Genomic DNA, 12,400 nt, shown 5'->3' with positions numbered 1-12,400 from the left:
ATTTTTTCGAGGGGATGCAGGCCGCTGCGCGCACTTCGTCGGGTCAAAGTCCGCACCGTTCGCCCCGGCCTGACGGCCAGGGTTCACTCCGCTCCCTTGCCCCTCCTCTCCCAAACAAACCCACTTCACTGGGCTTTGTTTGGGTTCCCGGTTCGCACACTTGCAGCCTGAGAGGTGTGTTTTCCGACGTACACGCCGCCGGAAAACACTCTTTGACTTGATTCTGCCGTCTGCGGACGGCAGAACTCTGCGAGGCTCTTACCGCATAAGCCGCAGGAATACACGTTATCAACAGACTGACCGCGCCCAAATGGACGCGGTCTCTCTGTGAATGGTCTTTACAGGATCACCAGACCGTATTTTTTCCGCATCTGCTCCAAAAATGCATCCTCCAGCTCCTCGGTGCCGTCCCAGAAGGCCCGGCCCTGGAAGGCCCGCAGGGCCCCCTCCAGCAGCTCCGGCACGTCGGTGGTGATGCACAGGGCGTCCTTGACCACATACTGGTTCTCGGCAAAGAGGGCCACGTCGTCCTCCTCCAGGATCTCGATCTTCAGCGCGCCCTGGGGGCAGTTCTCCTCGGCCTCCACGATGTCCTCCATCAGGTCGCTGGTGCACTCGATGGTCTCCCCCACGTCCACGTCGGGGGTGATAAAGCGGGCCTCGGTCTCGCTGGCGCAGGGGATCACGTCGGGGTCGTGCTCCACCGCGGGCAGGGCGGCAAAGTCCACCGCCGCCACGGCCGCCTTCAGCGCGGCGATGTGCTTCGGCGTGGTGCCGCAGCAGCCGCCGAAGATGCGCACCCCCGCCTCGGCCATGGCCTTGGCGTAGGAGGCAAACTCCTCCGGCGGGCAGTCGTAGACCGTGCGGCCATCCTCCATATGGGGCAGGCCCGCGTTGGGCTTGGCGATCAGGGGCACCTGGGCGTAGGGGGTGAGGCGGCGCAGCTGCTCCAGCATCCCGTCCGGGCCGGAGGAGCAGTTCAGGCCGAAGGCGCTCACGCCCATGCCCTGCATCACGATGAGGGCGGCCAGCACGTCGGTGCCCGACAGGGTGCGCCCATTCTCGTCACAGGTGAAGGTGACGAACACCGGCTTATCCGACACGCTCCGGATGGCCAGGACGGCCGCCCGGGCCTCGGGCATGGTCATGGTGGTCTCCACCACGAAGAGGTCCACCCCGGCCAGCTCCAGGGCCAGGGCCTGCTCGGTGTAGACGGCCACCAGCATCTCAAAGGTGTAGTCCCCAAAGGGCTCGATGAATTTTCCGGTGGGGGCCATGTCGCCGCCCACCAGGGCCTTTCCGCCGGCGGCCTGCCGGGAGAGGGCCACCAGGCGGCGGTTGTACTCGTCCACCTTGCCGCTCAGTCCGTGCTCCTCCAGCTTGACGGAGTTTGCCCCGAAGGTGGGCGCCAGGATCACGTTGGACCCCGCCGCCACATACTCCCGCTGGAGCTCCACCAGTACCTCGGGGTGCTCCAGTACCCACTGCTCCGTACAGGCGCCGGCGGGCATCCCGCGCTTCAACAGCTCGCTGCCCGTTGCGCCGTCCAACAAAAGGGGCAGGGATAAGGGAATGTTGTCCATGAAATAAATTCCTCCTCACAGATAGGCGTCTTCCCGCGCCGGGGCGGGAAGGCGATAGGCTGCTTTGATTCGCAGATAAGTATATACAAATCCCCGCTCAAAATCAAGCGCAACCTCTTGGGGGAAGGGTGTCGAAGTGTTTCGACACTCTTCTCAAAAATGCAAGCATTTTTGAGAGGGGGATGCAGGCCGCTGCGTCGCACGCCCCTTTGGGGCGCACGCTTGCGGCCTGAGCAGAGTGTTTTCCGACGTACATGCCGCCGGAAAACACGATTTGACCCTCTTCCGCCGTCTGCGGACGGCGGAACTCTGCGAGGCTCTTGCAGCAAACACCGCAGAAATACACTTTATGGACAGACTAAGGCCGGAGTCCATGAAGGACTCCGGCCGATGAGCGTTATTCCTGGGCGCGCAGGCTGCCCTTGGCGCCGTGATAGATGGGTTTCCACTCCACCCGGCGGACCAGCGCGGCCACCGAGATGGGCACATAAGTAAACATGAAGATGGGGAAGGTGAACAGATAGAGCACCTTCTGGGCGGGTGCCACCTGGATCTTCTTCCACTCCGTGGCCGTGGTCACCACGCCGAAGAGGAACAGGCCCAGATAGAAGTTGACCACCGCCATACCCAGGAAGCCCATCGTCTCGTCGATGACCAGCTTGGCCATATAGGTGGTCTCATTCAGGCAGGCCACCAGAACGATGGCGTTGAAGACGATGCCCAGCAGGGTCAGCAGCATGCCGGGGGCCACCGTCATGAGCATGTCATAGCAGGAGAAGCCCCGGCGTCCGCCCTTGAAGCAGTTCTTCAGCAGGCCCAGGCCGTACTTGAAGTCCACCTGGTAAAATCCCTTGGACCAGCGCAGACGCTGATCCCAGGACTGCTTGAAGGTGACGGGCTGCTCGTCATAGATGACGGCGTCCTCACAGTAGCCGATGCGCTTGCCCTGGATGGCGCAGTTGACCGAGAACTCGATGTCCTCCGTCAGCAGGTGGAAGGGCCAGCCGCCGTTCTCCTCCACCAGCCGGGCAGAGACCAGGAAGCCGGTGCCCGACACGTGGCAGTTGGTGCCCAGCGCCATACGGGGACCGCTGAGGAAGCGGGCCTCCCGCAGGAACCACAGGCCGTAGCCCGCGGAGATCCAGTTGTCCCCGAAATTCTTGGAGTTGCGGTAGCTGGTCAGGGCGTCGTACTTGCCCGAGTCAAAGGTCCGGTTCATGGCGGGGACGAAATTGGGGTCCACGTGGTTGTCGGCGTCAAAGACGAAGAAGCCCTCGTACCCGGTGCGCCCCTCCGCCTTCAGGCGGTGGAACAGGTAGTCCATGGCGTAGCCCTTGCCCACCTGGACCTTGTTGAAGCGCTCGTAGACGATGGCGCCCGCCTTCCGGGAGACGGCGGCGGTGTCGTCGGTGCAGTTGTCGGCTACCACGTACACGTCCAGCAGCTCGGCCGGGTAGTTCTGTCTCTTGAGATCTTGAATCAGATCTGCTATGACATTGGACTCGTTGCGGGCACAGATGACCGCCGCGTACCGGTGCTGCCGCACCTCCTGCTCCAGCGCGCGCCGCTTGCGGCGGGTCAGGCCGATCACCAGGTACACCAGCTGATAGAAATAGGCCAGCGTCAGAATCACCGCCAGCAGCAAATTGAAATCTCTGACAAATGAAAGCATATCCATTCCTCATATCCGTGGGATCGGAGATCCCGTTTCCTACAATCACTTCTTCGGGGTGTTATAATAGCACCTTCTGAAAATATTACAAGTGTTTTACACACTAATTAATAAATTGTTAAGAAACTTTTTTTATTTCATTCATACAAAAGGCCCGAATTGCATTTTAATTTCTTCGGTTTTCGTTACTTTCTACCCAGTTTTCCCGCCGAAAAAATGCACCCTCTTTTGTAAAAAAGAGGGTGCATTTCACACTTTTGTAACATTTTCCCGGGGGGATTACATCTTCTCGGGGGCGCTGACGCCGATCAGGTTCAGGCAGTTGGCGATGACCAGGCGCACCGTGTCGGCCAGCTTGAGCCGGGCGGAGAGCACCTTGGGGGCCTCGCCGCGGATGTAGCAGGCGTTGTAGAACCGGTGGAAGTCGCCGGCCAGGGAGAGCAGATAGCGGTTGATGCGGCTGGGATCGTAGTCCCGCACCGCCAGGTGGATCTCCTCGGGCAGCTGGGCCAGGTTCTTGATGAGGGCCTTCTCCTCGGCAGTGGCGAAGACGGCGGCGTCCACCGCGGCGGCGGCGGGCACGCAGGAGCCCTCCTCGGCCAGGCGCCCCACCAGGGAGCAGATGCGGGCATGGGCGTACTGGACATAGTACACCGGGTTCTCGCTGTCCTCCCGGACGGCCAGGTCCAGGTCGAAGTCCACCGGGCTGGTGGAGGAGCGGGAGTTGAAGAAGTAGCGGGCGGCATCCACGCTCACCTCGTCCAGCAGGTCGTGCAGGGCGATGGCCTTGCCCGAGCGCTTGGACATCCGGACGGGCTTGCCGTCCTGAAGGAGGTTGACCAGCTGCATGAGCACCACCACCAGGCGGTGGGAGCCGTCCAGGCCCAGGCCGTCCAGGGCGGCCTGGAGGCGGGCCACATGGCCGTGGTGGTCAGCGCCCCAGATGTTCACCGCCACGTCGAACTTGCGCTCCTCCAGCTTGTTGCGGTGGTAGGCGATGTCGGCGGCGAAGTAGGTGTAGAAGCCGTTGGCCCGGCGGAGCACGTCGTCCTTCAGGTCCAGCTTGTCCACCTGCTCCTGGGTCTTGCCCTCGGCCAGGAACTTCTTCTTGAGCAGCTCCGTGGTGTTGAGCCAGAGGGCCCCGTCCTTCTCATAGGTCCAGCCGTTGTCGGCCAGCATCTGCACGGTCTGGGCCACATAGCCGCTGTTGTGGAGAGTGGACTCAAAGAACCACTCGTCGTACTCGATCTGATAGCGGGACAGGTCGCTCTTCATCTTGGGGATGTTGACCGACAGGCCGTACTGGCTCATGGGCTCCAGCCACTGGGCCTCGTCGGCGTCCTTGAAGGCGTCCCCGTGCTGCTCATAGAAGCCCTGGGCCAGCTCCTTGATGTCGTCCCCGTGATAGCCGTTCTCGGGGAAGGGGAAGCCCTCCTCCCCCAGGAGGATCTGCATGTAGCGGGCGTGGATGGACTCGGCGAACTTGTGGATCTGGTTGCCCGCGTCGTTCACATAGAACTCCTTCCAGGTGTCAAAGCCCGCGCGCTGGAGGACGTTGGCCAGGGAGTCACCCAGCACGCCGCCCCGGGCGTTGCCCATGTGCATGGGACCGGTGGGGTTGGCGGAGACGAACTCCACCATGACCTTCTTGCCCCGGCCCTCGTCGCTCTTGCCGTACTCCATGCCCTCGGCCTCGATGTCGGAGAGCACGTCGCCGTACCACTTGGAGCCCATGAAGAAGTTCAGGAAGCCGGGGCCGGCGATCTCGGCCCGCTCAAAATAGCTCCCCTCCAGGTCCAGATGGTCCACGATGGCCTGGGCGATGGCCCGGGGGGCCATGTGCATGGCCTTGGCCCCCGCCATGGCGAAGGAGGAGGCGTAGTCGCCGTTCTTCACATCCTTGGGGATCTCCACGGTGGCCTTTACTTCCACCCCGGCGGGCAGGATACCCTGGGCGGCGGCCTTCTCATAGGCCGCCTGGGTCAGTGCGGACACCTGTTCCCGGGCCGCTTGAATCATATTGGACATAGCTTATTCCCTCTCATCTGTATCAAATTCAATGGATCGACGGTGATCCCCACCGCCCGGCCTCACCGCCGGGCCTGGCGGATCTGGATATCAAAGGTATTGCGCCCGGCCAGGGCGTGGTCCAGCTCGATGTCATAGACGATGCGGATCTGGCCCCCCTGCTCGTCCAGGGCGGCGGAGAGCTCCCGGGTGTTGACCCCCATGGCCAGCGCGCCGTACGGGGTGTCATACATGGACAGATGCCGCCGTCCCAGCTCAAAGACCATCTCGGAGTTCACGCCCCCCAGGCGCATCAGGGTGATGCGCTCGGGCTCGATCTGGAAGGTGGTCAGGGTCCCCTCCAGCCCGGTGACCTCGCTCTCCTGGTAGCTGAGGGTAAAATGTCCCTCGTCCTCCCGCTCCAGCCGGCCCTCGGTCACCAGCTCGATGACGTCGTCCTCCTGCTGCTCGTAGGACTGGGTTCCCTTGATGGAAATGATCACGTTGTTCTCGCTCATGGTCGGCCCTTCTCTTCTCAAAATGATCCGGGGCGGCTGCCCACGGCATGTCGCACTATTATACTATGGATAAAACCGACCTGTAAAGCCCCGAACCGGGTCAAAACTGCCCAATATCCACCTGTGCTACCTCTCCGGTCACATCCTGACGGAGAAAAATGGAGGCCAGCCGGGCGAAGTCCTCCACGCTGTCGCTGACAAAATAGCGGCTGCTCCCCTGCTCCCGCTGGGCCAGGGCGTCCTGGGCCTCCAGCTTGCGGGCCACCTCCCGGGCCCCCTCGGCCCCGGCGTTGATGAGGGTCACGTCCGGCCCCATATAGGCGGAGATGACCTCCTCCAGCAGGGGGTAGTGGGTGCAGCCCAGCACCAGGGTATCCACCCCGGCCTCCTTCATGGGGGACAGGTACTCCTCCACCACGGTCTCGATGACGATATCCCCCCGGTGGAAGCGCCCGTTTTCCACCAACGGCACAAAGAGGGGGCATGCCTTGGACAGGATGCGCGCCCCCGGGTGGAGGGCGGAGATGTACCGCTCATAGGCCCCGCTGCGGATGGTGGCCTGGGTGCCGATGAGTCCGATGGCATCGCTCCGGGTGGCCCGGGCGGCGGCCCGGGCGGCGGGCTCCACCACGCCCATGACGGGGATGGGATTCTCGGCGGCCAGCAGGTCCAGCGCGGTGGTGGACACGGTGCCGCAGGCGATGACGATGGCCTTGAGGTCAAAGGTGCGCAGGAAGGCCACATCCTGCCGCGCATATTTGCGAATGGTCTCCTTGGAGCGGCTGCCGTAGGGCACCCGCCCGGTGTCTCCGAAATAGACGATATCCTCCCCGGGCAGCAGGCGCATCAGCTCCCGCACCGTGGTCAGGCCGCCCAGGCCCGAATCGAATACCCCAATGGGCTTCTGGTCCAAAACAGATCCCTCCCGGCCGCACACGGCCAACGGTATTTCGCCGGCCCGCCAGATGCGGCGGACCGGCGAGGTCATACTTTTTCTCTAATATCATATGCGAAAGGACCGGCCCTGACAAGTCTTTTTTTCATTTGTGTGAATTCCTGTCCCACCCGTTTGACAACCATCGCAAAAGCACTATAATATAATGACAAGAGCGGGTGCTCTCCCGCTCCACCACCGCACAGCGAGGAGGTTACTGACATGAAGCTGGAACTGACGACCAAGCAATTCCGCCGTCTGTTGGATATGGCCTATATCGGCAACTGGATCCTCAACTCTACCCGGGGCGACGACCGCTTCAAAGACTATGACGACGTGGAGAGCCTGCTCTTTGCCAAAGCCCGGGAAGAGGGAATGGGCATCCTGGCCGAGGACTGGAAGGGCGAAGTGGTCCCCTCCCGCGCCTTTGCCGAGGGCGGCATTCACGAGGCCATCATGGAATATGAAAACAACGTCTTTTTCGACATCCTGGCCGAGGATCTGGCCCGCCGGGATATGGACGACGTACCCATTGACGAGTCCAACTATGAGGAGCTCAACCGCCGGATCGACGCCTATATCGCCGAATTCGACCAGCACGGCACCGACAACATCCTGGTGGACAGCGACACGCTGCCCTAACCCCCATGGGTCTTTTGGCCCGACATGTCAAGAGCGGACGGAATCTTTCGATTCCGTCCGCTCTTTCTATCCATAAAAGTGTATTTCTGCTGCGAATGCCTCGCAGAGTTCCGCCGTCCGCAGACGGCGGAAGAGGGTCAAATCGTTTTTTCCGGCGGCGTGTACGTCGGAAAAAACACTGCTCAGGCCGCAAGTGTGTGGCCCTTCGGGCCATGCGCGCGGCGGCCTGCATCTCCTCTCAAAAATGCTTGCATTTTTGAGAAGTTTCCATTACAGTCCCTGCACGAAGCTCATGGGCACATAGGTCACGCCGTTCTGGGTGTAGGGGGCGGCGGAGAGCTCCACCTCCTGGCCATTCTTGACGGCCGTAGCGCTGCCCGCCTTGAGGGAGATCTTGTCGCTGCCCTTGGTCAGGGTGATGGCGCCGTCGGCGGCATTCCAGCCCACGGTATAGCCCTTGAACTGGGCGGCCTCCCGCAGGGCGGTGGTGGCCTCAAAGGTGACCGGGGTCTTGCCGCTGCTCAGGCCGTTGTTGTGGGTCACCACGGTGAGGAGCTCGGCATACAGGTGCTCGGCATTGGCCATCTGCTCCTCCACCATCTCCTCGGCCAGCGCGGTCACATAGGCGTCGCCCTTGGACTCGTCCTGGGCGTAGAGGGTCTTGGCCTGCTCGCCCGCCTGCTCCATCTCGGCCTGCATCATGGCCTCCTGGAGCGTCCAGTAGTCCTCCACGCCCTGGGTGTAGAGGGTCCGGTCGGTATCCGCCAGGCCGCAGATCTGCTTGAAGGTCCAGTAGACGGAGTTGTCGGTGTAGATGGCGCTGTCGGTCTTCCAGGCGTCGGCGGTATCGGTGATGCCGCTCAGCTCAGGCAGGAACACGGAGTGCTCCGCGCCGCCGGGAGCCACCCAGGTCACCGCCGCGCTCTGGGTGGGATAGTCGTCGTGGATCTGCACGATGTGGGTCTCGGGAGTGGTGGAGACGGCGATGGCCCGCATGCCCTCGTTGCCGGGCAGGTCGGCGTCATACTCGGTGCCCTCGTACCGGTTCCGGTAGATGCCCATGACGTCGTCCAGCGTCACCTTCTCGTCGGGGGTGTAGAAGAGATCATAGAAGGTATCGCTGTCGTACGCTCCCACGCTGGAGGGGGCCAGGACCTTGTGGCCGATCCAGGTCCGCATGTTGTTGCCGTCGCTCCGGGTCTCGTCGGTGATGGACTTGGCCAGATGATACTTGCCGTCCTCCTTCACCGCCAGGCCCAGCTCGTCGATGGTGGAGAAGAGCTCATCCGAGAAGATGTAGCCCTCGGTGGCCGCCGGATCCACCAGGCCGATCATGAACTGGTTGCCATAGACCGCCACCGCATCGGCGGGCATCTTCATGGCGGCATACTGGTGGCCGCCGTAGATCTCCACGATCCAGGCCTCGTTCTGGTCGGCGATCATGACGATGTTGCCCTCAGCGGAGCCGTACTCGTCCACGATCTTCAGCAGGTTCTCCACGCCCTCCTTGGCGGTGGCGGAACAGCAGGCCACTGCCGCGGGGAGGACGGCCTCCCGCAGGCCATTCTCCACATAGGGATCGGCCTCTTTCCACGCCGCACAGGGGGAGGCGGAAACCGTACCGGTGACCGACACGCCCATCTCATTGCTGCACACCGCGGGATACACGCCGTCCCCGGCGGTGGAATAGTCGCTCATCATGGTGTACTGGTAGGTGGTGGCGGGCAGAGGCATCTGGAAGCCGTTGATGTCCTCCAGCACCCGGCCGGGCTGGTTCTCCACATGGGGGACCACCTTGTGGACCTTCTGATAATCCGAGGGGCTGATGTCCTCGCTGCGGGCAATGATGGTGGTGCCGTCGGCGCTGGCCTCTTTGCCGACATACAGGCCCGTGCAGGCCAGGGCGCTCACATTGCTCAGAGCTACGGTAGCCGCCAGGGCGGCGCTGAATACTTTTGCAGTCTTTTTCATGATCAGTTCCCTCTCTCAAATTCGCTTTGATGAATAAATTCTGAATGAGCTTGGATTTATTTTTGAATTTATTCACTTTATTCTTGATTTCAATGAATATTATTTCATATCTATCCCGATTTGTCAAGTCCCAACGTGAATATTTTTGCATAAAAAACCGCCACCCATTTGGGTGGCGGTTGTCTGCTTTTTGAAACCGGGCTCAGATCAGGTCCAGTTCCTCCAGCCAGGTCCACAGGGGGATGACCTCATCCTTCTCTCCGGGGGCGGTTGGGATGGCCGCCTGGGTGGGAACGGAATCCACCTTCCAGGCGCCATCCACCCGGCCCAGATAGCGCCCCGCCAGGGCCAGCGTGCCCTCGGCGTTCTGTCCGTCCCGCCGGGCGGTCAAGGTGAACTCCACCGGATTGGTCCCCTCCGCCCGGATGCGCAGGTCCAGCGCGGCGGAGGTCAGCTTCTCCCCGCTGCACTCGGCCCGCAGGGAGAAGGACACATCGGGCGCGCTCCCCAGCGCGGAGAGGGTATCCAGCAGGGAGCCCTCCTCCAGCAGGCCCAGCTCTCCGGCCCGCTTTCCGATCGTAAGGGTGGTCTGCTCCAGGGTGTAGACGGTGCGCTCCCCGCTGCGGGTGACCCGGAAGTTCTCATCTCCCAGGAGGGCCTGGAGCCACAGGCTGCTCTCCTGCAAGGCGGCCACACCATAGCCGTAGCTGTACAGTCCATCGCTCTGGTAGAACGTGGTCAGCAGCGTTCCGATCGTGAGGGGCTCCCCCGCAACATCGGGCAGGGGGTCCCCCTCCAGGGCCACCCAGGTATCCTGATAGGCCTCGGGCAGGCTGCTGCGGAAGTAGAGGTTCCCCTCATCGGCGTCCATGCGCACCTCCAGCCGGGCGCCGCTGAGCTGCTGGAGCAGATCGGCCGCCTGGTCCGGCAGCTGGGAAAAGAGGGTCTCCTCCATGCCGCCGGCGTCCAGATCCAGAGTGAGGGAGGCGTCCACGGCCCGTCCGTCTCCCCGGTAGAGGCCCTCTCCCGTCAGGGCGAGGGAGGCGGTGTCGTGCTTCTTCTCCCCGTAAAGGGTCCCCGAGAGCTGGAAGGAGGTTTCGCTCTCATACACCGTATCCGCCTCATAGGCGGAGGCGGCCGCCAGCAGGGCGTTGAGGTGGGTGAAATGGCTGTCCACCTCTTCCCGCAGGCTCTCCCAGTCGGTCAGATAGACCAGGCTCAGGTAGTCGTCCCACTCCACCTCCAGGCCCAGGGTCCGGGCGGCGGCGCGCACGGGAAGGTAGACCCGCCCGTCCTCTATGTAGGGCTCCCCTACCTCTTCCTCCAGCAACTTCTCCCCCTGGTTCCAGCGCAGGACGGTATCCCCGGCGGCCAGGGTGACGGTGGTCCCGTCCTCCCACGCGGCGGTGAGGGTTCCCTTTTCATAGGATACTTTTGCCCCCGCCGCCTCATAGAACCCCCGGAAGGGGACCAGCGTGCGGCCGCTCACCGCCCGGGGCGCGCAGGAGCCAAAGTCCATCCAGGTCCCGTTCCAGTTGACGTTGATCCCGTCCGGGTAGGGCAGCCCCAGCTCTTCCCGCAGCTCGTCCAAATAGGAATCCTCGTCCCCCCACAGGGGCTCCCCGTAATAGTCGGTGTACCAGCCGTTCAGGTCGGTGTCATACTGGTCCACCAGCGCCCAGGCGTGGCTCTCGTAGGCGCCCCAGTAGCTCCACCACGCATCCTCGCTCCAGCCGGCGGCCTCCTGGCGCTGCTCCTCCGTCCAGGTGTTCCAGGGGCCGTACGCATCAAAAAGCGCCTGGCCATCCGCGCCCCCCTGGGCCTCGACCACCACCACGCCAGTCCCGCCCAGGGCATCCGTTACATCGGGCACGGCCACGGCGGCCGCCTGGGCGGGGACCATCCCCAGCAGCACAGCGGCACTCAGACAAAGACTCAGCCTTCGTTTCATGGTACTTCCCTTCCTTTCTCTATTCCGTCTGTGTTCCGGGGAGGGGCTCCTCCAAAAAGAGCCGCCGTGCTCCCTCCGCGCTGCGCAGCCGCCCGGCTGCCTCCCGCTGTTGGTTCCCCAAGGCCGAGATGAGGCCCCCCAGATTGGAGAGGGCCTGCGCGGTCCCCGCCTGGGCCTCCTTGATGCGGCTCTGCACATACCAGTCGGCGAACAGGCCGTCCATCCAGTAGTCGGCAAAGACCGCAAAGGAGCTCAGCTCCACCTGGGGCACATGGACCGCCTTCTGGAGGGCGGTCATCTGGCTGCGCAGCCGCTCCAGGGCGTATCGGGCCGACTGGGCGGCGTGCTGGGCGTCATCCAGGTGGTCGTGCTTGGCCATGGTGCTCAGCAGTCCGCCCCCCAGCAGGTCCACCGTGCCCCAGTTGCGGGCGTGGTCCAGGCTGCCGCTCATCCGGCGGATGGACGCCCGGGCCGACTGGGCGGCCGAGAGGGCCCGGCTCAGCTCCCGCTCCAGGGTGTACAGGGCGTTGCGCTCCCGCTCCAGGGTGCGCAGCCGCTCCCCCAATTCCCCCGGGTCCTCCCGCAGAAGGTCGGCCTTTTTCCTCAAAAGCTCTTCATAGCGCCGCTCCAGCCGCGTCCGCTCTTCCGCGGGACCGGCCAGGCGCTCCATCTCTTCCCGGGCCTCCTCCTGGATGCGCCGCTTCTCCTCGTAGCTCGCCCGCTCCCGCTCCAGGAGGGTACGGCACTCCGCCCGGGCCTCCCGCCCCTGCCGGGTCAGGCGGGCGTGCAGGCCGGAGGGCCCCCAGCCCTCCAGCTCCTCCAGCTGACCGGAGAGCAGCAGGACATAGTCCCAGGCCCGTCTGCTCTCCTGCTCCAGGGCCTCATGGCGGCTTCGGGCCTCCTTCCAGGCGTCCTCTGCCCCCTGGGCCGCGGCGATCCCGGCCCGGGTGTCCGCCAGCTGCTGTTCCAGCTCCTGCCAGGTCTTCCCCATGGTCCTCCCTCCTTCCGTCCGGCGGGCCGCGCCCTCCGCTGTTCTCTTTCAGTATACGCCAGTCGACAACATCTGTCCATATCCACCCACTGGACGGACCGCTCTTTTTGGAGTAAAATGGGAGGTATCTC

The 12,400-nt window shown here is 63.3% G+C and carries 9 protein-coding genes; 1 reads left to right on the top strand and 8 read right to left on the bottom strand.

Annotated features, from left to right (window positions below; translation table 11 throughout):
* Positions 1–338 precede the first annotated feature (338 nt).
* The 5 genes from INF37_RS02855 to murI form a co-directional block, all read right to left on the bottom strand.
* A complete protein-coding gene (locus tag INF37_RS02855) occupies positions 339–1,583 on the bottom strand; it encodes a homocysteine S-methyltransferase family protein (RefSeq protein ID WP_193536296.1) in 1,245 nt (414 codons plus the stop codon).
* A gap of 397 nt (positions 1,584–1,980) precedes the next feature.
* Positions 1,981–3,255, bottom strand: coding sequence for a glycosyltransferase family 2 protein (locus INF37_RS02850; RefSeq protein WP_328821010.1), 1,275 nt, complete (start codon positions 3,253–3,255; stop codon positions 1,981–1,983).
* A 279-nt stretch (positions 3,256–3,534) separates the two neighbouring features.
* Positions 3,535–5,283, bottom strand: a complete 1,749-nt coding sequence (gene argS / locus INF37_RS02845) for an arginine--tRNA ligase (RefSeq protein WP_193536291.1) — start codon at positions 5,281–5,283, stop codon at positions 3,535–3,537.
* A gap of 62 nt (positions 5,284–5,345) precedes the next feature.
* Complete coding sequence (locus INF37_RS02840) at positions 5,346–5,780, bottom strand: DUF1934 domain-containing protein (RefSeq protein ID WP_101693674.1); 435 nt, start codon at positions 5,778–5,780, stop codon at positions 5,346–5,348.
* Positions 5,781–5,880: 100 nt separating this feature from the next.
* Complete coding sequence (gene murI, locus INF37_RS02835) at positions 5,881–6,693, bottom strand: glutamate racemase (RefSeq protein WP_186962887.1); 813 nt, start codon at positions 6,691–6,693, stop codon at positions 5,881–5,883.
* A gap of 243 nt (positions 6,694–6,936) precedes the next feature.
* On the opposite strand from murI, the gene INF37_RS02830 reads away from it, so the two are divergent.
* Positions 6,937–7,356 (top strand): hypothetical protein, encoded by a 420-nt coding sequence (locus tag INF37_RS02830; RefSeq protein ID WP_101693676.1) that lies wholly within the window; start codon positions 6,937–6,939, stop codon positions 7,354–7,356.
* 270 nt (positions 7,357–7,626) lie between these two features.
* Here INF37_RS02830 and INF37_RS02825 read toward each other — a convergent pair whose 3' ends face one another.
* The 3 genes from INF37_RS02825 to INF37_RS02815 all read right to left on the bottom strand — a co-directional run bounded on the left by INF37_RS02825 (position 7,627) and on the right by INF37_RS02815 (position 12,269).
* The gene (locus INF37_RS02825; RefSeq protein WP_193536289.1) at positions 7,627–9,327 is read right to left on the bottom strand and encodes a C69 family dipeptidase; all 1,701 of its coding nucleotides are present in this window, start codon (positions 9,325–9,327) and stop codon (positions 7,627–7,629) included.
* Between the two features lie 202 nt (positions 9,328–9,529).
* Complete coding sequence (locus INF37_RS02820; protein ID WP_193536287.1) at positions 9,530–11,278, bottom strand: copper amine oxidase N-terminal domain-containing protein; 1,749 nt, start codon at positions 11,276–11,278, stop codon at positions 9,530–9,532.
* Positions 11,279–11,297: 19 nt separating this feature from the next.
* Complete coding sequence (locus tag INF37_RS02815) at positions 11,298–12,269, bottom strand: hypothetical protein (protein WP_193536285.1); 972 nt, start codon at positions 12,267–12,269, stop codon at positions 11,298–11,300.
* Positions 12,270–12,400 lie beyond the last annotated feature (131 nt).

Source organism: Pseudoflavonifractor gallinarum, assembly GCF_014982855.1.
Classification (GTDB): domain Bacteria; phylum Bacillota; class Clostridia; order Oscillospirales; family Oscillospiraceae; genus Pseudoflavonifractor_A; species Pseudoflavonifractor_A gallinarum.
Note: the sequence above shows the minus strand (reverse complement) of the source record. Positions and strands in the feature narration are given on the sequence as shown.

Coding starts and splice junctions, on each gene's coding strand:
- INF37_RS02830 (WP_101693676.1), top strand. CDS start 6,937: ATGAAGCTGGAACTGACGACCAAGCAATTCCGCCGTCTGTTGGATATG.
- INF37_RS02840 (WP_101693674.1), bottom strand. CDS start 5,780: ATGAGCGAGAACAACGTGATCATTTCCATCAAGGGAACCCAGTCCTAC.
- argS (WP_193536291.1), bottom strand. CDS start 5,283: ATGTCCAATATGATTCAAGCGGCCCGGGAACAGGTGTCCGCACTGACC.
- INF37_RS02815 (WP_193536285.1), bottom strand. CDS start 12,269: ATGGGGAAGACCTGGCAGGAGCTGGAACAGCAGCTGGCGGACACCCGG.
- INF37_RS02825 (WP_193536289.1), bottom strand. CDS start 9,327: ATGAAAAAGACTGCAAAAGTATTCAGCGCCGCCCTGGCGGCTACCGTA.
- INF37_RS02850 (WP_328821010.1), bottom strand. CDS start 3,255: ATGCTTTCATTTGTCAGAGATTTCAATTTGCTGCTGGCGGTGATTCTG.
- INF37_RS02855 (WP_193536296.1), bottom strand. CDS start 1,583: ATGGACAACATTCCCTTATCCCTGCCCCTTTTGTTGGACGGCGCAACG.
- INF37_RS02820 (WP_193536287.1), bottom strand. CDS start 11,278: ATGAAACGAAGGCTGAGTCTTTGTCTGAGTGCCGCTGTGCTGCTGGGG.